General features: G+C 61.9%; 22 protein-coding genes. 2 read left to right on the top strand and 20 right to left on the bottom strand.

The window, feature by feature from the left end:
- Positions 1-6 precede the first annotated feature (6 nt).
- The 13 genes from guaA to ACQZ5H_RS17665 all read right to left on the bottom strand — a co-directional run bounded on the left by guaA (position 7) and on the right by ACQZ5H_RS17665 (position 13,463).
- Positions 7-1,569: a glutamine-hydrolyzing GMP synthase gene (gene guaA, locus ACQZ5H_RS17725; RefSeq protein WP_449098545.1), complete on the bottom strand. Its 1,563-nt coding sequence runs from the start codon at positions 1,567-1,569 to the stop codon at positions 7-9.
- Positions 1,570-1,663: 94 nt separating this feature from the next.
- Positions 1,664-2,302 (bottom strand): 5'-methylthioadenosine/S-adenosylhomocysteine nucleosidase, encoded by a 639-nt coding sequence (locus ACQZ5H_RS17720; protein ID WP_449098544.1) that lies wholly within the window; start codon positions 2,300-2,302, stop codon positions 1,664-1,666.
- Entirely contained in the window at positions 2,299-2,748 is a 450-nt protein-coding gene (locus ACQZ5H_RS17715) for a PaaI family thioesterase (protein WP_112713905.1), read from the bottom strand. Before ACQZ5H_RS17715 ends, ACQZ5H_RS17720 begins: the two co-directional genes overlap by 4 nt.
- A 68-nt stretch (positions 2,749-2,816) precedes the next feature.
- A complete protein-coding gene (locus ACQZ5H_RS17710) occupies positions 2,817-3,269 on the bottom strand; it encodes a TspO/MBR family protein (protein WP_449098543.1) in 453 nt (150 codons plus the stop codon).
- A gap of 40 nt (positions 3,270-3,309) precedes the next feature.
- Complete coding sequence (locus ACQZ5H_RS17705) at positions 3,310-4,401, bottom strand: DUF1513 domain-containing protein (RefSeq protein ID WP_449098542.1); 1,092 nt, start codon at positions 4,399-4,401, stop codon at positions 3,310-3,312.
- Positions 4,402-4,406: 5 nt separating this feature from the next.
- Positions 4,407-5,501: an imelysin family protein gene (locus ACQZ5H_RS17700; protein WP_130279273.1), complete on the bottom strand. Its 1,095-nt coding sequence runs from the start codon at positions 5,499-5,501 to the stop codon at positions 4,407-4,409.
- Positions 5,501-7,039 (bottom strand): di-heme oxidoreductase family protein, encoded by a 1,539-nt coding sequence (locus ACQZ5H_RS17695; protein ID WP_449098541.1) that lies wholly within the window; start codon positions 7,037-7,039, stop codon positions 5,501-5,503. The genes ACQZ5H_RS17700 and ACQZ5H_RS17695 overlap by 1 nt, the downstream gene beginning before the upstream one ends.
- Positions 7,040-7,085: 46 nt before the next feature.
- Positions 7,086-8,363 (bottom strand): imelysin family protein, encoded by a 1,278-nt coding sequence (locus ACQZ5H_RS17690; protein WP_112713894.1) that lies wholly within the window; start codon positions 8,361-8,363, stop codon positions 7,086-7,088.
- 165 nt (positions 8,364-8,528) lie between these two features.
- Positions 8,529-9,818 (bottom strand): RsmB/NOP family class I SAM-dependent RNA methyltransferase, encoded by a 1,290-nt coding sequence (locus ACQZ5H_RS17685; protein WP_449098540.1) that lies wholly within the window; start codon positions 9,816-9,818, stop codon positions 8,529-8,531.
- 143 nt (positions 9,819-9,961) lie between these two features.
- Complete coding sequence (locus ACQZ5H_RS17680; RefSeq protein WP_162708644.1) at positions 9,962-10,330, bottom strand: septal ring lytic transglycosylase RlpA family protein; 369 nt, start codon at positions 10,328-10,330, stop codon at positions 9,962-9,964.
- 377 nt (positions 10,331-10,707) lie between these two features.
- Positions 10,708-11,601, bottom strand: a complete 894-nt coding sequence (locus ACQZ5H_RS17675; RefSeq protein WP_449098539.1) for an SDR family oxidoreductase — start codon at positions 11,599-11,601, stop codon at positions 10,708-10,710.
- The gene (gene queG / locus ACQZ5H_RS17670) at positions 11,598-12,758 is read right to left on the bottom strand and encodes a tRNA epoxyqueuosine(34) reductase QueG (protein WP_449098538.1); all 1,161 of its coding nucleotides are present in this window, start codon (positions 12,756-12,758) and stop codon (positions 11,598-11,600) included. Before queG ends, ACQZ5H_RS17675 begins: the two co-directional genes overlap by 4 nt.
- Positions 12,759-12,770: 12 nt before the next feature.
- Positions 12,771-13,463: a glutathione S-transferase family protein gene (locus ACQZ5H_RS17665; RefSeq protein WP_130279268.1), complete on the bottom strand. Its 693-nt coding sequence runs from the start codon at positions 13,461-13,463 to the stop codon at positions 12,771-12,773.
- 267 nt (positions 13,464-13,730) lie between these two features.
- On the opposite strand from ACQZ5H_RS17665, the gene ACQZ5H_RS17660 reads away from it, so the two are divergent.
- A complete protein-coding gene (locus ACQZ5H_RS17660; RefSeq protein WP_112713881.1) occupies positions 13,731-14,528 on the top strand; it encodes an undecaprenyl-diphosphate phosphatase in 798 nt (265 codons plus the stop codon).
- 117 nt (positions 14,529-14,645) lie between these two features.
- Here ACQZ5H_RS17660 and ACQZ5H_RS17655 read toward each other — a convergent pair whose 3' ends face one another.
- From ACQZ5H_RS17655 to ACQZ5H_RS17645, 3 genes are all read right to left on the bottom strand, one after another.
- Positions 14,646-14,942: a hypothetical protein gene (locus ACQZ5H_RS17655; RefSeq protein WP_449098588.1), complete on the bottom strand. Its 297-nt coding sequence runs from the start codon at positions 14,940-14,942 to the stop codon at positions 14,646-14,648.
- A gap of 140 nt (positions 14,943-15,082) precedes the next feature.
- Complete coding sequence (locus tag ACQZ5H_RS17650; RefSeq protein WP_130279266.1) at positions 15,083-16,063, bottom strand: complex I NDUFA9 subunit family protein; 981 nt, start codon at positions 16,061-16,063, stop codon at positions 15,083-15,085.
- A gap of 113 nt (positions 16,064-16,176) precedes the next feature.
- Positions 16,177-16,464 carry a DUF1330 domain-containing protein gene (locus ACQZ5H_RS17645; protein ID WP_449098537.1) on the bottom strand — a complete coding sequence of 96 codons (288 nt, stop codon included), beginning with the start codon at positions 16,462-16,464 and terminating at the stop codon, positions 16,177-16,179.
- A 143-nt stretch (positions 16,465-16,607) separates the two neighbouring features.
- On the opposite strand from ACQZ5H_RS17645, the gene ACQZ5H_RS17640 reads away from it, so the two are divergent.
- On the top strand, positions 16,608-17,621 hold the full coding sequence (locus ACQZ5H_RS17640) for a right-handed parallel beta-helix repeat-containing protein (protein ID WP_449098536.1): 1,014 nt from the start codon (positions 16,608-16,610) through the stop codon (positions 17,619-17,621).
- On the opposite strand, the gene pyrF is transcribed toward ACQZ5H_RS17640, so the two are convergent.
- The 4 genes from pyrF to dnaN form a co-directional block, all read right to left on the bottom strand.
- Positions 17,618-18,316 carry an orotidine-5'-phosphate decarboxylase gene (pyrF, locus tag ACQZ5H_RS17635; RefSeq protein ID WP_449098535.1) on the bottom strand — a complete coding sequence of 233 codons (699 nt, stop codon included), beginning with the start codon at positions 18,314-18,316 and terminating at the stop codon, positions 17,618-17,620. The two genes, ACQZ5H_RS17640 and pyrF, sit on opposite strands and share 4 nt — an antisense overlap.
- A complete protein-coding gene (locus tag ACQZ5H_RS17630; RefSeq protein ID WP_449098534.1) occupies positions 18,313-18,903 on the bottom strand; it encodes a histidine phosphatase family protein in 591 nt (196 codons plus the stop codon). Before ACQZ5H_RS17630 ends, pyrF begins: the two co-directional genes overlap by 4 nt.
- Entirely contained in the window at positions 18,903-19,496 is a 594-nt protein-coding gene (gene pmtA, locus ACQZ5H_RS17625; RefSeq protein ID WP_112713868.1) for a phospholipid N-methyltransferase PmtA, read from the bottom strand. The genes ACQZ5H_RS17630 and pmtA overlap by 1 nt, the downstream gene beginning before the upstream one ends.
- 114 nt (positions 19,497-19,610) lie before the next feature.
- Positions 19,611-20,729 carry a DNA polymerase III subunit beta gene (dnaN, locus tag ACQZ5H_RS17620; protein ID WP_112713866.1) on the bottom strand — a complete coding sequence of 373 codons (1,119 nt, stop codon included), beginning with the start codon at positions 20,727-20,729 and terminating at the stop codon, positions 19,611-19,613.
- Positions 20,730-20,753: the final 24 nt, after the last annotated feature.

Genomic DNA, 20,753 nt, shown 5'->3' with positions numbered 1-20,753 from the left:
TGAGGATCACTCCCACTCGATCGTGCCGGGCGGCTTGCTCGTCACGTCGTAGACCACGCGGTTGATGCCGCGGACTTCGTTGATGATGCGGGTCGCGGCGCGGCCGAGGAATTCCATATCGTAGTGATAGAAATCCGCCGTCATGCCGTCGACCGAGGTCACGGCGCGCAGCGCGCAGACGAATTCGTAGGTGCGGCCGTCGCCCATGACGCCGACGGTCTGGACCGGCAGCAGCACGGCGAATGCCTGCCAGATCGCGTCGTAGAGGCCGGCCTTGCGGATCTCGTCGAGATAGATGGCATCAGCTTCGCGCAGGATCTCCAGCTTTTCGCGGGTGATGCCGCCCGGGCAGCGGATCGCGAGACCCGGACCCGGGAAGGGGTGGCGGCCGATGAAGCTATCGGGCAGGCCGAGCTCCTTGCCGAGTACGCGTACTTCGTCCTTGAAGAGTTCGCGCAGCGGCTCGACGAGCTGCATGTTCATGCGCTCCGGCAGGCCGCCGACATTATGGTGCGACTTGATCGTCACCGACGGGCCGCCGGTGAAGGAAACGCTTTCGATGACATCGGGGTAAAGCGTGCCCTGGCCGAGGAAGTCGGCGCCGCCGAGCTTCTTGGCCTCTTCCTCGAAGGTCTCGATGAAGAGGCGGCCGATAATCTTGCGCTTCGTTTCAGGATCGCTGACGCCTTCGAGTTCGCCGATGAACTTGTCGGAGGCATCGACATGGATCAGGTGCAGATTGTAGTGTTCGCGGAACATGGCGACGACATTGGCCGCCTCGTCCTTGCGCATCAGGCCGTGATCGACGAGCACGCAGGTCAGCTTGTCGCCGATGGCCTCGTGGATCAGCAGGGCCGCAACCGAGCTATCGACGCCGCCGGAGAGCGCGCAGAGGACGCGCTTGTCGCCGACCTGCTTGCGGATCTCGTCGACCGCCTTCTGGCGGTAGGCCGACATCGACCAGTCGCCCTTGATACCGGCGATGTTGTGAATGAAGTTGCCGATCAGCTTGGCGCCATCGGGCGTGTGCACGACCTCAGGGTGGAACTGCACGCCGTAATACTTGCGCTTCTCGTCGGCGATGAAGGCGTAAGGTGCGTTCGGCGAGGTCGCCACGACCTTGAAGCCTGCAGGCAGCGCCGTGACGCGGTCGCCGTGGCTCATCCAGACCTGATGGCGCGAACCCTTCGACCAGAGGCCTTCGAAGAGCTTGCTGTCTTCGTCGACTTCGAGGAAGGCGCGGCCGAATTCGCGGTGATGGCCGCTCTCGACCTTGCCGCCGAGCTGCATGCACATCGTCTGCTGGCCGTAGCAGATACCGAACACCGGCAGGCCGCTGTCGAAGATGATCTGCGGAGCGCGGGGCGATCCTTCATCGACCGTCGAGGCCGGGCTGCCGGACAGGATCACGGCTTTCGGCTGGAGGCGCTTGAAGCCCTCTTCGGCGGATTGGAAGGGAACGATCTCGCAGTAGACCCCCGCTTCGCGCACGCGGCGCGCGATCAGCTGGGTTACCTGGCTGCCGAAATCGACGATGAGAACGCTGTCGGGATGTGCTGTCTGGGTCATGGCGAGCCTTTAATGAAAAGCACCCGTTCTTGCAATGCGGGAAATCGGGGCGTGGCGGATTTTATTGTCCCGATTGTCCCTGCTATCAAGGCTTTCAGAACCAGAATACGCCGTCTTCCAGCGCCGTAAACAGGCTGTCCACGGCATAGGAAAGCTTGCGGTCGACGACATGAAGATACTCGGTCCAGCCAGAAATATGCTGCAGCTCCTCGACGCCGTCGGAAATGCCGCGCAGGCCGATCAGCGGCAGATTATATCCCTGGCAGGAGCGCAGGATCGCAAAGGTTTCCATGTCGACCATATCGGCGGCGATATCGGCATAGGCGGGACCTGAGATCACGTTGCCGCCCGTGGAAAGCGTAGCCTCGGGAATGCCGGGAATGCGCAGCGGCAGGTCAAGCGTCGCCGGCAGGTCGAGGAAAGGCGTCTTGCCTTTCTCGAAACCGAGCGGCGAGGCGTCCATATCGCGGTAGGAGACGGACGAGACCTGATAGACTTCGGTCTGCTCGAGCTTTGCCGAACCGGCCGAGCCGAGGGAGACGACGAGCTGCGGCAGATCGTCGGTCGCGTCGAGCCTAGCCAGCGTCTTCGTCATCGCAATCGCGGCCTCGACCGGGCCGATACCGGTCATCAGTGGTTCGAAGCGGGACTTGAGGAACGGGCCGTATTCAGCCTCCGCTGCCATCACGAACAGGATCGATTTTCCGGCAACGGATTTCAGCTCGAACTTCATCCGGTAATTCCCTCTCTTCCTCGCACGACCATCATCGTGCCCGTCATCGATGCAATCAGTTTCGCGGGGCCATCGCCGATCGCGTAGCCGCGGCCGTCCGCGACAATAATGTTGCTGCCGGGCTTGGTGATCTCTCCCCGGAACAGGAAGCGATCGCCCCGGCCGGGAGACATCAGGTTGACCTTGAATTCGATCGTGAGGATCGAGGCATCCGCGTCGATCATCGTGTAGGCGGCAAAACCGCAGGCGCTGTCGAGCGCGGCGGAGATGATGCCCGCATGCAGGATGCCGTGCTGCTGCGTCAGCTTCACGTCGAACGGCAGCTCGATCTCGACGACCCCGTGCTCGACGCGCGTCAATTCCGCCCCGATCGTCTCCATTGCCGCCTGGCGCGAGAAGCTCTGCCTGATCCGTTCGCGGAAGTCTCCGCTATTGCCGACGCTCATACCTTGTCCCCTTCGAGCGGCGAAAGTGGCATGGCGCGCCGGATTCGACAAGGATGGCGGAAGGCAATTCAGTTCAGGTAGGCGATCGAGGCGTTGAGAACTGTCGCAAACCCGACCCAGACGGCATAAGGCAGGAAAAGCGCGGCCGAGAGACGGTCCGCCTGCCATCGGTTAGCGATGAAGGCGATGACCAATGCCAGCAGGACGATGATGATAAAGAGGGCTGCACGCGGCATTTCGGCGCCGAAGAAGAAGGGTGACCAGAGAAAGTTGAAGACCATCTGCGCCGCCCAGATCAGCATCGCCGCCGAAAGATGGCCACGCATCCAGGTTCGTGCGCCGGCAATACCAATCAGGATGTAGAGGATCGACCAGACCGGTCCGAAAACCCAGTTCGGCGGATTGAAGGCCGGCTTGGCCAGCGACTGGTACCATTCGCCGGGAAGATTGTTGGTGCCGATCAGCAGCCCGCCTCCGAGCGAGACGGCAATGAGGACGAGATAGGTGAGGGCTTTGCTCATGCCGCGGAGCTAGGGCGGCATATTCCATGGTCCAGCACCCCTAGATGCGCTGGCGCGCAATTCGCACGATGTGTTGATCCCATGCCACATCGCTATCGGCCGAGAGGAATTCGCCGTCATAGGAGGAGACGGCAAAACCATGCGTGGCCGGTGCGATCCCGGCGGCTTCGGGCAACGAATCCTCGGAGACCATCCGGCCGGTGCGGGCATCGATCGTCACCGAGAGCCCCTTCGGCGACGTGATGCCGATCAGCCGGTCGGCGCGATTGACGGCGATGGCGCCGACATAGCTGCCGAGGCGGCGCGTCGTCTCCTCCGGTAGGTCGATGAGGGTCAGATCCTCGCCCTTGGAAAAATGCCCGACGAGCGGCGGAAGGTCGCGCCGCGATCCCTCATACTGGCAGGCAAACCAGACGCGGCCATCTGCATCGAGATCGACATGGCGGGTGGAGACCTGCGCCCATTGCTGCGGCAGCGTCCGCTTCTCGATCAGCGCGCCGGTCGCCGCGTCGATCAGCGCAAGGGATGGCTGCATCGCATCGAGATTGAGCTTGGTACGGCCGAAATCCGGATGGGTCTCGATGCCGCCATTGGCAACGATCAGCATCCGTCCGTCATCGGAAACGGTCATGTCATGGGGCCCGACGCCGAAAGTCTCGTATTCACCGATCCGAGCGAAGCGATTGGTGGCGTCGTAGAGGCCGATCATGCCGCGATTGCCGTCGAAATCGTTCTCGCTGGCATAGAGGATGCGGCCATCGGGCGAGAAACTCCCATGTCCGTAGAAATGCCGCCCCTCGATCGAGGTGATGACGATGGGTTCGCCCTTGTTCCAGGGATCGAAGATCATCGCATAGGTGCCCGGGCGGCGGGCAAAGGCCACGGTCTTGCCGGTCGCCTTGCTGAATGCCATGCCATGGGCACGGGCGGGCAGCTCGACTTGATCGATGATCTCGCCGCGTTCGGTGACGGTCGCAACGGCAAAGGAACCATCCGCCGCACGGATGCCGGAGGCATAGACGGCGTCGGCGCGCTCGAGCGCGAAAAGGCTGCGCGGCTGCAGCGCGGCCAGGAAGGTCACGCCTGCGGCCTTGACGAAGCTGCGCCGGTCGATCGCCGCGCTGCGCCACATCTGGCTCAGTCCCCGTCGGAGAAGGAGAAGCCGGCCGAAAGGCCGATCGCGCCGCCGTAATCGTCGCTGATCTTGGTGATCAGGTCGCGGCTGGTCGCCAGAAACGCATCAAGCTTGGCCCTTTCGGCATCGCTGGTCGCAACATCGATATCAGGATTGAGCTTCGGTACGGTATCGAGCAGCGTCTTGAAGTTGGCCTCGATCGCATCGGCTATCGGCTTCTTGTCGGCGGGCAGCAGTTCGGCCATACCGGCCTTCTGCCAGAGCGTGCGCAGTCCCTCGATATTGGCGGCCATCGATTTCCAGGTGTTCTTCGAACGCCAGTAGATCGCCATGCGCGGGCGCGGAGCTGCATCCTTGCCTTTGTAGAACTGCTCGAGCCGCTGGTCGCGAACCGTCTCGGCGCCGTGAACGAGGATGCCGAGGAGAGCCGTCACGGCTTCCTTGTTGTCCATGAAGTCTTCGCTGTCCGGGCCGGGATGTTTCCAGCTCGCCTGGACGCCATCTGGCTTTTCCCAGGCGGCGACGACTTCGCCGGCCTCGCGCTGGATGTTTCCGGCAACAGCCGCGCCATACTGGCAGCGGAAGCCGTTCTTCTGCTTGGTCAGGTCGTCGGAACCATTGCCGTAGAGCACATATTCCAGCGCCGTCAGGCCCTGCAGCGCGACGCTCTTGCCGGCGATCGCGTCGACCGTGGCGTCCTGCGGATCGGCCTTGGCGATCAGCGCCTGAACCTGCTTCAGGCCAACGCCCTTGCGATCCGGGAAGAACAGGATGTGTTCGAAGAGGTTGTCGTGAATGACCGGTCCGGTCTGGACGATCTCGATATTCGACCAGTAGCGGATCGTGTCGTCGAAGGTCGATTTCGCCTTGTCGAGCGTCTGCTGCGTGCCGTCGGCGCAAAGGTCCTTCATCGCCGTCGTCAGGCGGGCGGCGGACTGCTGCATGTTGCGGTAACCCGGACGGATCACCTCGTCGACGGCGCGCGCCATCACCTGCGGCACCGCGTCTTCGTTGAGGCCCGACGGCGCCGGCGCCGTCTGGGCGGCAGCCTGACCGGCAAGGGCAAGCGAGAGAACGAGAGGTTGCCAAAGGCGCATTACAGGGACTCCAGGAATCTGATCAGGGCCTCTCTATCGTCTTTCGGCAGAGAGGAGAATGCATCGCGGGCTTTTTCTGCTTCGCCGCCATGCCAGAGGATTGCTTCGGTGAGGTTCCTGGCGCGGCCGTCATGGAGGAAAAAGCTGTGTCCGCTGACAGTCCGGGTCAGTCCTATACCCCATAGCGGCGGCGTGCGCCATTCACGTCCGCTTGCAAGGCCGACCTGCTGCCCGTCGGAAAGACCGTCGCCCATGTCATGCAGCAGGAAATCGGAATAGGGCCAGATCAGCTGAAAAGATTGAGCTTTTTCAGCCGTGTCGCGGCGCGTCACGAATTTCGGAACGTGGCAGGAGGCGCAGCCGGACTGGTAGAAGAGCTGCTTGCCGCGCAGCGTATCGGCAAAGCTCGCCTTGCGCCGGGCAGGAACCGCCAGATTGGCGGAGTAGAAGGTCACGAGATCGAGAACCGGGCCCGGCGCCTCTTCGTTGCCGAGACGCTTCTGCACGCCGGTCGGCATCTTGCGGCATTTGGTCTCGGCGTCGGTGCAGTCGCCGTGGGCGTCCGGCCGGTCGGGGGTGGAGATGCCGATATCGTTGGAGAAGGCATCGGCGCTCTGGTCACGAACCGTGGCGTTCTGCGCCTTCCAGCCGAAGCGGCCGAGCGCGATCTGCCCGGTCAGGTGATCGCGCACGATTGCGGCCTTGCCCGATATGCCGTCGCCATCGCGATCGTCGGGATCTGCATGCGCCAGGATATCGGCAGCCGCGATCGCCTCGATAAGCCCGAGGCCGATCATCGCAGGCGCGACGCGCGGAGAGATCGTCGTCGCCGGATCGAGCGGGCCATAGGCGAGATCGGTCACGGAATAGCTGGGCGCGCGCAGCGACACGACTTCGCCGCCGGAAAGCGTAACTGGTTTTTCGGTATAGCTGATCTTCATCCGTCCCTCGGTCGCAAGCCCGGGCACCGCGAGGTCCTGCAGTTGGTGACCGTAGATGGGGTCGGGTAAGTTGACGGTCTCGGCGTCGGCGATCGCCTTTTCCTCGTCCGGCGTCTTCGGCGTGCGGGCCAGCCGCAGGAACATCGATGTGGTGCTGACGCCGCCTTCCGGCGGCTTGCCGCGGCCGTCATTGACGTGGCAGCTCATGCAGGAGCGCGCGTTGAACAGCGGGCCTAGGCCATCGGAAGCTTGTGTGGAGGAGGGCGCAGACACCCAGAGCTTCTTGAACAGCGCGTTGCCGAGCCTGAAATTCTGCTCTTCCTCGAAGGGAATATTTGCGGAGATATGCGAGAAACTGTCTTCGGTGACAGGGTCGATCGAGGTTGCGGCACCCGCCTGCATCGCCTCGTAGGGCTCGGCTTTCGAGAAGTCTGTCGTCGGCCGCGTCACATCGGCGACCCGCTTCATGTCGGCGTCGGAAAGATCGGTGCGCTTCAGCGGCAGATCGAAATTGGCGGCGAGCGCGACGGGAAGGCCGGCAAGCGTGGCGAGAAGCGCGACGCTGAAATAGAGACGGCGAGCCCGTTGATCTGGCATTTCGGAGTTCGGGCCGCCCTTCTGCAGGACGGCCCGCCTTTATTGCTTATTTGAAGACAGCGTTAGGATTATCCAGGCTGTCCGAACCTTCAAGCTCAACCTTGCCGAGGTCGAGTGCGGCAATAACGCGCTGGATCGACTTGGTCTGGTCGACGAGGCCGTCGATGGCGGCCTGGACGACAGCGTTGCCTTCCTTGTTGCCTTCGCCGATCATCTGGTCGTACTTCTCGACCGTCTCGCCGCGCTTGGCCATGGCGTGCATGGCGTCGAGCGTCGTCTTCAGCTTGCCTGCAACTTCCTTGTCGAGCTTCTTGTCCTTGGCGGCGACGAGGTCGTGCAGCGACGGGCCGGTCATCTTGGTGCCGTCGACGCGGGTGTATTCGCCCGTGTAGGCAGCGGCAATGCCGATCGCATCGTTGAGGTGCGAGTTGTAGGTGTTGTCGGAGAAGCAATCGTGTTCTTCTTCCGGATCGTGCAGCAGCAGGCCGAGCTTCATGCGCTCGCCGGCGAGCTCGCCGTAGGAGAGCGAACCCATGCCGGTCAGGATGGCGGTGAGGCCAGCCTTGGCATTTTCCTCGACATGCTTGGTCGCAGCGCCGCCGGGAGCCCAGTTGTCGGTCATTTCCTGCAGGTCGGAAACGAGCAGCGTGGAGGCCGACTTCAGATATTCGGCGCGGCGGTCGCAATTGCCGTGCGTGCAATTCTTGAGATCGTAGTCGGTTGCCGGGCGATTGCCTGCGCCCGGGCCGGTGCCGTTCAGGTCCTGGCCCCAGAGCAGGAACTCGATGGCGTGGTAGCCGGTCGCAACGTTGGCTTCGACGCCGCCTGCTTCAGCCAGCGTGCCGGAGAGGAATTCGGGCGTCAGCTTGGAAGCGTCGACATCCTTGCCATCGATCTTGATCGTCTTGTTGGCGATGACGTTGGCGACGTAGAGCGAGTTCTCGTCGCTCTCGGTGCCGTAGGAGGCGTCGACATAGTCAATCAGGCCTTCGTCCAGCGGCCATGCGTTGACCTTGCCTTCCCAGTCATCGACGATCGGGTTGCCAAAGCGGTAGACTTCCGTCTGCTGGTAGGGAACGCGGGCCTTGATCCAGGCGTCGCGGGCGGCCTTCAGCGTCTCGTCCGTCGGTGCCTTCAGGAAGGCGTCGATGGCGGCGTCGAGCGCCTTTGCGGTGGTCAGCGAGTCTTCGTATTTCGCATGCCCGACGTCGGCATAATGCTTGACGACGTCAGCGGCCTTCGGGGCGGCTGCGAAAGCCGGTGCGGCGGATAGGGGGGCTACCGCCAGCGCCAATGCTACGCAGACATTCTTGTTGAGCTTCATGGTCCTCTCCTGTGACGGATCTCCGTCTGAAATGCCGGAGTCTCATCGCCCAAAAGCAAACTTGTGTCAAACACTCTAGTTTGGAATGGTTTTAAGGACCGGAAACGCTAAAACGCTGACGTTTCCAAAAAGCGGATCGACCCCAGCGATCGGCGGCAAAAAGCCTCAAGCCTTGCGCTGCATCCGGCAGAAAAAGAAGCCGTCGGTGTCGGTCGATGCCGGGGTCAGCGTGATCGTTGCCTGGTCGGAGGAACGCGGCTGCGGCGCGCCGGCGCCGAACAGGCCGTTCCAGGCGGGCAGGGCTCTGACGATCGCAAATTCCGGATGATCGGCCGTGAACTTGCGGACCTGTTCCTCGTTCTCCTGCGGCAGGACCGAGCAGGTCACGTAGATCAGCTCGCCGCCGGGACGCACAAAGGCGCTTGCCTGCGTCAGCGCATCCTGCTGCTGGCTGGTGCGCTCGTCGAGGTTCTTGGCCGTCAGCCGCCACTTGGTATCCGGGCGGCGGCGCCATGTGCCGGTGCCGGTGCAGGGCGCATCGACCAGCACCTTGTCGCAGCGGTCCGTCAGCGCAGCAAGCGCCTTGGCATCGTCGTGAACCTGAACGTTGCGCGTTCCCGCACGCTTGAGGCGCTCGATGATCGGCGCCAGCCGCTTGCGGTCGGCGTCATAGGCGTGAACCTGGCCCTTGTTGTGCATCGCGGCCGCCATGGCGAGCGTCTTACCGCCACCACCAGCACAATAGTCTAGAACCTGCTCACCGTCCTTCGGCAGCACCAGATCGGCAACGATCTGCGATCCTTCGTCCTGAACTTCGAACCAGCCTTTTTGGAACGAAAGCTCGGCCGTGACGTTTGGAAGTCGTGAGGCGCCTTCGCCGGCCGGTATGCGCATGCCGTATCGCGCGATCTTCGCCTCATGCGCTCCCGAGCGCTCCAGCGCCTTCACGGCCTTCTCGCGGCTGGCCTTGAGGATGTTGGCGCGCAGGTCGAGTGTTGGCCGCGTGGCAAGTGCCTGCGCCTCGGCAAGCCAGCTGTCGCCGAAGGCTGTCTCGAAGGAGGGCTGTACCCATTCCGGGATATCGCCCTGAATATAGGGAAGTGCGTCTGCGAGATCGCGCTCGGCAAAGGCTGCGGCGGCGTTGGCCGGCAGTTCGGGCGGCGCAAATTTGTCACCGGAAAGTTCGGCGGCCAGGCTTTCCAGGGTGAAGCCCCACTGGCGCAGCATGACGGCATAGGCGAGCGTCAGCGGGCTGTCGTCATCCATCAGGAAAGCGTGCGACAGGCGCATGCGAAGCGCGTCGTAGACGATGTTGCCGATTGCGGCGCGGTCGCCGGATCCGGCAAAGCGATGGGCAAGGCCCCAGTCCTTGAGCGCGTCGGCGACAGGTCTCTTTCGCTGCTCGATGTCAGCAAGAACCGAAATCGCCCCTTCGAGGCGGCCGCCCAAACGCATTCACAAGTCTCCTGTTGCCAACGGCTTGTGAACGATCCGCGAGAAGGAAGACAGATGCAGCGGATAATTCACAAGTCTCAAGCGCGTGGTAAACGCGATTGACGGCAAGAGCAAGCGCTCAACGGCGCAAGCATATGGACGCCTTAGCGGGAGGCGACGACTTCGTAGCACACCTTGGCGGTGCCGGTGCTGACCATGCCGATGTTCTGAGCGGCAGCGCGCGACAGGTCGAGAACCCGGCCGCGGATGAACGGACCGCGATCGTTGACGCGAACGATGACGCTACGGCCATTGTTGCGGTTGGTGACCTTGAGCTTGGTGCCGAATTTCAGAGAGCGGTGTGCGGCAGTCAGGGTGGCGGGGTTCATACGTTCGCCGGAAGCAGTTTTGGAGTGCAGTGCGTACCACGAAGCACCACCACATCCAGCTGCAGCAAATCCTTCGGCGGGAAGGATGAAAGAACAGGCTGCAATTGCCGCGGCAGTGATTAGAGAACGGCTGGTTTTCCTCAAAACGGAGTATCCCTCAACTATTGAACTTGCGCCTTGGGGGCGGTGAGGGCTTGAATCCGTCCAAAAGTGGCGAAAAAGTGCCACTATCGATCACGGAATGTTACAGTCTGTAATATTCGTGATTCCGTGCGCATTAAGGTCAATAAAGTCTTGCTGCCGCAATCATGGAAAAAAGATAATAGAATCAGGTAAAATTAGAACAATTTTTCCGCGACCAGAGTCTGCTCACGGAATGTTACGGTGATCACAAAAATAATTTTGCCGGAACGCCATATTTGGTGCCGTATTTGCGCAAATTTAGAGGCCGTTAACCATAAATCGGCGCGAAATTTTGATTGAGAAAATTCGGAAGTAGGAATTTTCTGCTCTTTGAAGGGTTATTTTGCTAATTCGGAAGTGTTAGTTTTCCAGCGCCCGTCCTGCCACATCTGGGCGAGGGACATCGGATAGTTCGGGAAGGCGAAAGCGAAGCCGGCAGTCTTCAGTTTGGCGTTGGAGACCCGCTTGTTCTCTCCATAGAAAGAGCGTGCCATCGGCGTCAGTTCGGCAGTCTCGAAGGCCTGCTCAGGCGGCGGCTCGACGCCCATCAGGCGGGCCGCCTCGACGATCACATCCTGCGGCGGACCCGGAAGATCGTCGGTGACATTATAGATGCCGCCGAGCTTTTCCTTGGACAGGAATAGGGCGGAACCGCCGATATCCTCGACACGGATCCGGTTGAAGACCTGGTCCTTCTTGATCAGCCGCCGCGCCGTGGCGCGCTCTAGATTGACGAAAGCGTTACGTCCCGGCCCGTAAATGCCGGAGAGACGAAGGATCGCTGCCGGGATGCCGAGTGCCGCGCCGGTATCGGCCCAGGCCTGCTCGGCCTCCAGCCGTTCCTTCGAGCGCCCGGAAACCGGAACGCAGACCGTATCCTCGCCAACCCAGGCACCCTTGTGATCGCCATAGACTCCGACCGTCGAGAGATAGCCGATCCATTGCAGCTCCGGCATCAGCGTCGCGAGCTCTGAACCGGCGATATTGATGAGCGGATCGCCGCTCTCGCGGGGGGCGATCGATTGCACGAGATGGGTTGTGCCGCGCATGGCCGCTGCAAGCTCGGGGCTCAACGTCTCGCCATCGAAGATGAAGCCTTCGATACCGGCTGCGGTGAGGTGGCCGAGTTTCTCGGCGCTGCGCGTCGTTCCGCAGACATGTGCGCCTGCCGCAGCAAAAGCCTTGGCGATCGCCATTCCGGAGTAACCGCAGCCGAAGATCACCAGTTTCATGCCATTGCTCCCGCCATGCGCCATTCGTCGAGGACTTCGTCGTCCTCCTCATTGGGCCTTTCTGCCGCAAATGAAGAAAATTCGCCAGCGCTCATCAGCCGCGACAGTGCCCATATCGCCATGCCGCGCACGGCGGGTGCGGGATCGGCGCTGAGATCACGGCATATGCCGATGAATTCCCGATCGCCCGAATTGCCGGCGGCGATCAGCACATTGCGGATGAAGCGGTCCCGCCCGATCCGCTTGACTGGAGAGCCGCTGAAGAATGTGCGGAAAGTTGGATCATCCAGCGTCAGCAGGAAAGCGATCGACGGCTCTTTCAGGTCTTCGCGCGCCTGGAGCTTCATCTCGGATGCCGAGGCGGCAAACTTGTTCCACGGACAGGCGGCCAGACAATCGTCGCAGCCATAGATGCGGTTGCCGATCAGCGGCCGGAATTCGGCAGCGATCGGTCCCTTGTGCTCGATCGTCAGATAGGAAATGCAGCGCCGCGCATCGATTTGATAGGGCGCCGGAAAGGCATCAGTCGGACAGGCATCGAGGCAGGCTCGGCACGAACCGCAGTGATCGCTCTCCGCCGCGTCGATATCGAGGTCGGCGGTGGTGAACATCGAGCCGAGAAACAGCCAGGATCCATGCGTCCGGCTGACGAGGTTCGTATGCTTGCCCTGCCAGCCAAGCCCGGCAGCGGCGGCGAGCGGCTTCTCCATCACCGGCGCGGTATCGACGAAGACCTTCACATCGGCACCTGACCGTGCCGCAAAGCGCGTCGCGATCTCCTTGAGACGGCCCTTGATGACGTCGTGATAATCGCGGTTGTGTGCGTAGACGGAGATCGCAGCCTTGTCCGACTTGGCAAGGATGCCGCGCGGATCCTCTTCCGGGCCGTAGTTCAGCCCGAAAACCACGATCGAGCGCACATCGCTCCAGAGCGTGCGCGGATCGCCGCGCCTCTCCAGCGTCTCGGCCATCCACTCCATCGTGCCGTGACGTCCGGCATCGACGAATTCACCGAGCCGAGCCTTCGCTTCGGGAATGGAGTCCGGCCGGGTGACGCGACAGAGCTCAAAGCCGAGGGCAGCCGCTTCGGCACGCACGAAAGCCGTCAGGCTTTCGCGCTTCTTTCGCTCTTTGTCTTCCTCTGATCGTACGGGCATCGAGGGCCCCCGTCAGAAATCCAGGTCGGCGTAATGAGAAACGGGCGTCAGGCCGCGAACGCGCTCGTTGAGCAGCGGCCGGAAAGACGGGCGCGACTTGATGCGCTGGTACCAGTCCTTGACGATCGGCGCTTCGGTCCATTCGATCTCGCCGAGATAGTCAAGGATCGAGATCGAGGCCGCCGCGGCGAGATCCGCATAGCTCATCCGCTCGCCTGCCAGCCACTGGCGCGAACCGGCAAGCCAGGTCACATATTTCATATGCTGGCGAATGTTGTTGCGCGCCGTGCGCAGCATCTTGGAGTCAGGTGCGCCGCCGCCCTGTTCGGCGGTCATCTGCAGCTTGTAGACGCGCTCGCGGGCCAGCGGCCGCGTCACGTCGGTTTCCATCTTCTGCATGAACCATTCGACGAGACGGCGGATTTCCGCGCGCTGGAACGGGTCTTCGGCAAGCAGCCGCCGGTCGCGCTTCAGCACGCCATGGGTTTCGTCGAGATATTCGGAAATGACAGTCGCGCCGCAGAGCGCCCGCATGCTGTCGTCCACGTAGACAGGCAGCGTCCCGGCGGGATTGAGCGCCAGAAAGTCACGGCGCTTGTCCCAGGTCTGCTCTTCAACGAGATCGACCTGATAGCCGTATTCTGCAAGCACCAGCCGGATGAACCGGGAGGATGTCGACATGGGGTGATGATAAAGTACTGGCATTATGAGTTTTCGGTCCGCCCGCGTTTTGGCGACATTGTGTCTTTCTCAAACTCCTAACAATTACAGTTTAAGAAAGATATAGGATTGGATGGCGGCTTCAACCGTGAAGCAGGTTTGAAGCGCCTCTAAGCGCGGCCAATGATGGATTTTTCATGACCTTTGGAGGATCCGGCCTTTTTCCGCCATCCTGATGACGAATGAGTGCCCGCTGCCGAAACCCGCGCGGATCCTGATTCGGCGGCCTGGAGTTTTAACCGGAGACCATAGATGGAATATATAAACGCGATCATCCTGGGTATTATCGAGGGGATTACGGAATTTTTGCCGATCTCCAGCACCGGCCACCTCATCATTGCCGAGCAGTGGCTCGGAGCCCGGTCCGACACGTTTAATATTGTCATTCAGGCAGGCGCCATTCTGGCAGTCACGATCATCTACTGGCGCCGCCTCGTCGATCTCGTGATCGGCTGGCGCGAACCGAAGAACCGCCGTTATGCCTCGAGGCTGATCGTCGCCTTTCTGATCACCGCCGTCCTCGGCCTGATCGTCAAGAAGCTGGGCTTCGAACTGCCCGAAAATGCGACGCCGATTGCGTGGGCGCTGATTATCGGCGGCTTCTGGATGATCTTTGCCGAATGGGCCGCGGCCAAGAAGCCTCCTTACAAGGACATCACCTGGATGGTCGCCATTCTCGTTGGCATCGCCCAGGTCGTGGCCGGCATCTTCCCGGGCACCTCGCGCTCCGGCGCAACGATCTTCGTTGCCATGCTCGCCGGAACCGCCAATCGCGCCGCCGCGACCGAATTCGCCTTCCTCGTCGGCATCCCGACCATGTATGCGGCAAGCGCCTACCAGCTGCTGAAAACCGTCAAGGATGGCGGTGCCGCCAACGAAGACTGGACTGCCCTCGGCATCGCCTTCGTCGTCTCGACGATCGTTGCCTTCATCGCCGTCAAATGGCTGCTCTCCTATATCCAGAGCAACCGCTTCACCCTCTTTGCGATCTACCGCATCATCCTCGGCGCAATTCTGCTCGGCATGGCCTATGCCGGCATGATCGCCTGAGCCTGAACGAAAACAGCCCTTTGCCTGCGGGCAGAGGGCTGGATACCAATCTGGAAATGGAAAAAAGCTGATCCCGTGAAAGCGGCGCTCATGCGCGCCGCGCGGGAATAATCCCGCTTAGTTGGGGATGCTTGCCGTCGAGCAGGGATCGACGCCGTAAGCCGGCGCACAGCCTTCCTTAACAGCCGCGACCGAACCGGGCGCGATGAAGGAGCCAGCCAGGATAACCAGTGCCGCACACGCAAAGAGAAGCGCGATTGACTTGCCCATCGGTATAAAGCCTTTCAAATCGATTGAACGCGCCTGCCGAGCCTCGTGAGCCGCTACCTGCGCGCCGGGTGTGTAGTCAGTGGAATGGCAAATAGCAATAAATGTTCCTGCTAAATGTGACGTTAATTTCACTAATTTTTTCATGCGTCTTTTATGCAACGCCAATCCGGTTCGGGGCGCAGAAAAACACGCGAAACTTGCGCCAGATTTGACACTTCGCCCAAAACAGAAGCGCCGCCTGTGGAAATCCTCAGGCGGCGCTTCAGTTAATGCTAACGGACGAATCAGGCGGCTTTGCCGGTTCCCGTGTACTGGCCGTGCGGGCGGTAATGCACGAGGTAGGACGGCAGAACCGAGGTTACCATCGTCGGCGTGATGCCGAGGCCCTTCAGCGTGCGCTCGTCCTTCTCAGCCTTGGCGGAGACGACGTTGTCGTATTTCAGCAGGCGAACCTGGTCCGGCGTGATCGGCGGCGAAACGAAGGGGATCAGCGAGGCGATGCTGCCGATCAGCGAAGCAATACCGGCTGGCATCGAAACCAGCGGGTTTTTGCGCGCCGTTACCTTCAGCATCGTCTGCAGACATTCGCGGAAGCTGAGGACCTCGGGGCCGCCGAGTTCGTAGATCTTGCCGGCAACGGCCTTGCCATCAACAGCCCGGGCAACGGCTTCAGCGACGTCTTCGACGTAAACCGGCTGCAGCTTGGTCGTGCCGCCACCGATGACCGGCAGAACCGGCGAGAGGCGGGCCATGTCGGCGAACTTGTTGAAGAAGCTGTCCTCGGGTCCGAAAACGATCGACGGACGGAAGATCACGGCGTCCTTCTTGATCGAGAGTACGGCAGTTTCGGCGCGGCCCTTGCTGCGGGCATAGTGCGATTCCGACTTCTCGTCGGCACCGATCGCCGAAACGTGGACCAGGCGGGCCTTGGCATTCTTGGCGGCTTCAGCCACGGCGCGGGCGCCGAAATCCTGGACGGCGTCGAAAGTGTTGCGGCCGGTTTCCAGCAGGATGCCGACGCAGTTGACGACGCAGTCGGAACCCTCGACGGCGCGCTCGACCGACTGGCGGTAGCGCAGGTTTGCCTGGACGAAGGAAATCTGGCCGACATTGCCGAGCGGCTGCAGAAAGCCGGCGAGATCCGGGCGGCGAACGGCGACGCGGATGCGATAGCCGCGCTTGGCAAGCGCACGAACCACATGCCTGCCGACGAAGCCGGAGCCTCCGAACACGGTAACGAGCGGCGGCAGGTTGGCAAGGGTCATGGCAGTTTCCTCGAAAGGCTTGGGAAGGAGTGTTTGTTGGCTCCCGTATTAGCCGAATCCGGCGGCGACGGAAAGGCCCATCGCAGCCGAGTTTCGCATCTGCGAAAGCGCTTTCAGATGCCTTCGACAACCACCATTTCGGCATCCGCCACTTCCTGGCGGATCTTGGCGGCGATCTGGTATTCCGGCGAGTTGTAGCAATCGACGGCAGCCTGCATCGACGGGAACTCGATCACCACATTGCGGGCCCGCGCCGTGCCCTCGAGCTCGGTAATCGCCCCGCCGCGCGCCAGGAAATTGGCGCCGTACTTCTCGAAAGCAGGCTTCGCCGCCGCGACGTAATCCTTGTAGCGCTCGGCATCGCGAACATCGACGCGCGCAATCCAGTATCCCTTGGCCATGATTTTCCTCCGATTGACGTTGGCGTCTGTCTTCAGCCAAATTGGCGCAAGGGTCAATGGCGGCAACAGCGCGCGGAAGGCGCGCTGGCGGAGGTTGGGGAAGCCGAATGAAATGCAATGCCGCCATCGCACTTCACGCTGTCATGCTGGCGGCGGCGCTGTTTGCTCCATCTTCCTCCGCGGCAGCCGCGAAGGCCTGCATGCCAAAGACGGTTGCCGCGTTGAAAGCTGCCGATGGCGCTGCGAAGCCGGTCGAAATTTCCTGCAACCTGCTGCTCGATGCCGCAGACGTCATCCGCGCGCCGATCCAGCTGTCGGGAGCCGCAGCCTCCGGCACGATCGTTGATTGCGGCGGCGGCATGCTGGATGGAACGGGCTACAAGGCGCATACGCTGGCAATCCGCTCGATCCGCCGGCCGGATGGCAGCTGGGACGCGCCCCATGACGTCACCATTCGCAACTGCACCATCAAAGGCGACCTTCGCATCATCGGAATGGCTGAGAATGGTCAGGGGCCGTGGCTCAAGCAGTCCTCGGTCTCCGAGGGGCATACCGCTCGTGCACAAGCCGCTGCGCCCGGCCGGATCACCATCAGCAACGTGACCTTCATCGCCAATGGCCGGATACCGCTCTACGCCGGACCAGGAACGACGGGCCTCGATCTGTCCAGATCCCAATTCAAAGGCAGTACGAGCAGCGTCGCCGTCTACTTCGATGCCGAGTCCGCCGGAAATCTCGTCGAGAACAACGTCTTCGACATCAGAACGCGGAGCCGGGAGCAGATTGCGCTCGATGGCGCGGCAAACAACCGGATCGCCGGCAATACATTCACCGATCCGGTTAATGGCGGCATCTTTCTCTACCGCAACTGCGGCGAGGGCGGAACGATCCGTCATCAGGCGCCAGAGGGCAACGTGATCAGCGGCAACACCTTCCGCTATGACAAGGCGTTCGGCGCCAAGCCTGCAGTCTGGCTGGGCAGCAGGCAGGGAAACAGCCGCTATTGTTTCAACGATCCCGCCTATCCGTTTGGCAGCAGCCTGAACTCGCGGGACTTCGCGCGGCACAATTCGGTCACTGGCAACAGCCTACCAGGCGGCAGCCCGGCCCTGATCGTCGACAACGACGCGGATAATCAGGTCTCGGGCAATCGTTAGGCGGGGAGTGCCGCATCCATTTCCGCGAGGATGGCGCGGGCAGCTTCCTTGGGATCGGCAGCCCTGACGATCGGGCGGGCGACGACGAGGTGGCTGGAGCCTGCCTTCAGGGCATCGGCCGGTGTCATCACGCGCTTCTGGTCGCCCTTTTCGCTGCCAGCCGGACGGATGCCCGGGGTGACGATCGCCATGTTGGGGCCGACGATCTTGCGGACGGCGGAGGATTCTTCTGCAGAGCAGACGATGCCGCCCATGCCGGCGGCGAGCGCCTGTTCGGCGCGGCGCAGCACCAGCGTATGCGGGTCGTATTCATAACCGGCTGCGATCAGGTCCTGCTCGTCCATCGAGGTCAGCACCGTGACGCCGAGCAGGCAGAGGTCGGAACCCCTGGCGGCTTCGACGGCAGCCTTCATCGCCTTCGGATAGGCGTGCAGCGTCAGCATCGACATGCCCATCTTGACGATGTTCTCGACGCCGGACGCGATGGTGTTGTCGATATCGAGGAGCTTCATGTCGAGGAAGATCTTCTTGCCGCTCTGGGCGAGCTCGCGGGCAAACTCCAGCCCGCCGGCAAACACCAGCTGGTAGCCGATCTTGTAGAAGAGGACGTCATCGCCGAGCGTCGAAACGATCTTTTCCGCTTCGCCAAGTGTCGGAACATCGAGCCCGACGATCAACCGTTCGCGTGCGTTCATTTCATCCACCCCTGCCAGCTTTCGATGGGCGTCCAGTCGCACGATAGGCGCCGGTCCGCAAGAGCGAAAGCATAGAGATTGCCGCCACCGCCGGGCTGGTCCCGGTCGCGCCCGATCGGCCGGCCCTCAAGGTGGCATTTCAGCAGCGTGCCGACGCCGCCATGGCCGACAAAGGCGATCGGCTTGCTCTGGTCATGGGTCGCGAGGATCCGATCGACGGCCGAAACGATACGGGCCTGCGCATCGCGCGCCCGTTCCCATCCCTCGAAGCTCTCGTCCGGGTGGGCGAAAAACCAGTCGGCCGCCTGCTCGAACTCCGGCGGCGGCAGGAAGCCGGTCGCCGACCTGTCGTTTTCATGCATGCCGTGGACGATCTCGATACCGATCCCGGCTGAGGCCGCGAGTATCTCCGCGGTCTCGATCGCCTTCGTCTCGTCGCTGGAGACGATCCGCTGCAGCTGCCGCGCCCAAGAGAGCTCTGCTGCCAGTCTGGCGCGCGCCGCACCGGTTTCCGACAGCCCCCATTGCGGAACGGGGACATCCGGATCGATCCTGACCTGCGGGTGGGTGATATAGAGCGCGAACATCAGCCGCGGCGATAGATCCAAAGCTGTGCCGGCGGGATGTTGCGGACGATGAAGTCGAAATGCTGGATGTGGTAGCGTTCCGGCCGGGCGATGATCGGCGAAACCGGACCGTAGGAAATCTGCACCACCGGCCGGCCGGCCGGCATGCGGTCGAGCAGGCTTTCGAGCAGCGCGATGCGCGCCTGCATCGGGAAGTTCAGAAGCGGCACGGCCGAAACGACGGAATCGAAGGTCTGTCCCTTCAGTGCGCCAAGCGTCGTATCGAGATCGAAGGCGTCGCCGTTGATGAAGTGGACGCCGGGGTAGAGGCGAACGAGGTGATTGTAGAAGTCCGTCGAATATTCGACGGCGACCAGCCGCTCCGGCTTCACGCCGCGACCGAGAATGGCCTTGGTGATGGCGCCGGTTCCCGGTCCAAGCTCAAGCACCGGCAGTCCGGAGTTGAGGTTGATGACGCTCGCCATCTTCTTGGCGGTGATGGAGGAGGTAGGGACGATGGAGCCGACGGTTTTCGGCCCCTGCATCATGCCCTTGAAGAAGCGAATTTCCTCATCGAACTTTTTGCCGAGCCGTTCTTTCAGCCGCAACGCCATGCCATCCTCCTCGTCAAGCAACAAACCGCTGGCTATCTAATTGCAATCATCCAGCAGTAAAACAAGACCAAACGTCGCAATCTGAAAACTTTGCCCGCCAAATGCGACGCGCGTTTACACGCGCATCGGCATCAGAACGTAGAGTGCATCATCGCCGGCCGTGTCGCGAATGAGCGTCGGCGAACCGGCATCGGCCAGCAGAAACACGGCCTGATCGCCGGAAAGCTGTGCAGTGATGTCGAGCAGATATTTGGCGTTGAAGCCGATTTCCATCGCGTCCGTGTCGTATCCGACTGCGACTTCTTCCGTCGCGCTGCCGGAGTCCGGGTTGTTGACGGTGAGCAGCAGCTGTCCTTCGGAAAGCGCCAGCTTCACGGCACGGCCGCGCTCGGACGAAATGGTCGAGACGCGGTCGACGGCCTGCGCGAAGGTCGTGCAATCGACGCGCATTTCCTTATCGTTGCCGGTCGGGATGACGCGCTGATAATCGGGGAACGTGCCGTCGATCAGCTTCGATGTCATGACGATCGAGCCGATGCTCAGGCGGATCTTGGCGTCGGAAACCTCGACGGTGACCATCGCCTCGGGATTGTCGACCAGCTTCTGCAACTCGCCGACGGTCTTGCGCGGAATGATGATGCCCGGCATTCCCTCGGAGCCCGACGGCGCCTTGACGTCGGCGCGGGCGAGACGGTGACCGTCGGTCGCAACAGCGCGCAGCTTCAGGTCGCCTTCGCTCTCGATCGTGTGGAAGAAGATGCCGTTCAGGTAATAGCGGGTCTCTTCGGTCGAGATCGCAAACTGGGTGCGATCGATCAGCATCTTGAGATCCGTTGCCTTCAGCTTGAAGGAATGCGTGAAGGTGCCGGCGGTCAGATCCGGGAAGTCGGATTGCGGCAGGCACTGCAGCGAGAATTTCGAGCGGCCGGACTGCACGGTCATCGAGCCGCCATCCGTCGATGTCGCAAGCAGAACTTCCGAGCCGTCGGGCAGCTTGCGGACGATGTCGTAAAGAAGGTGGGCGGGAACGGTGGTCGCGCCGGCCTGTTCGACATTGGCGGGCGTCGCTTCCGTGACTTCGAGATCAAGGTCGGTCGCCTTCATGTCGAGGTTCTGGCCGTCGGCACGCAGCAGGATGTTGGACAGGATCGGGATCGTGTTCCGGCGTTCGACGACGCGGTGAACGTGGTTCAGCGACTTCAGGAGATTGGAACGCTCAATAGTAATACGCATGGGATGCTACCGCTTTCGACCGTG

The organism is Rhizobium sp. 21-4511-3d (assembly GCF_053522545.1).
Note: the sequence above shows the minus strand (reverse complement) of the source record. Positions and strands in the feature narration are given on the sequence as shown.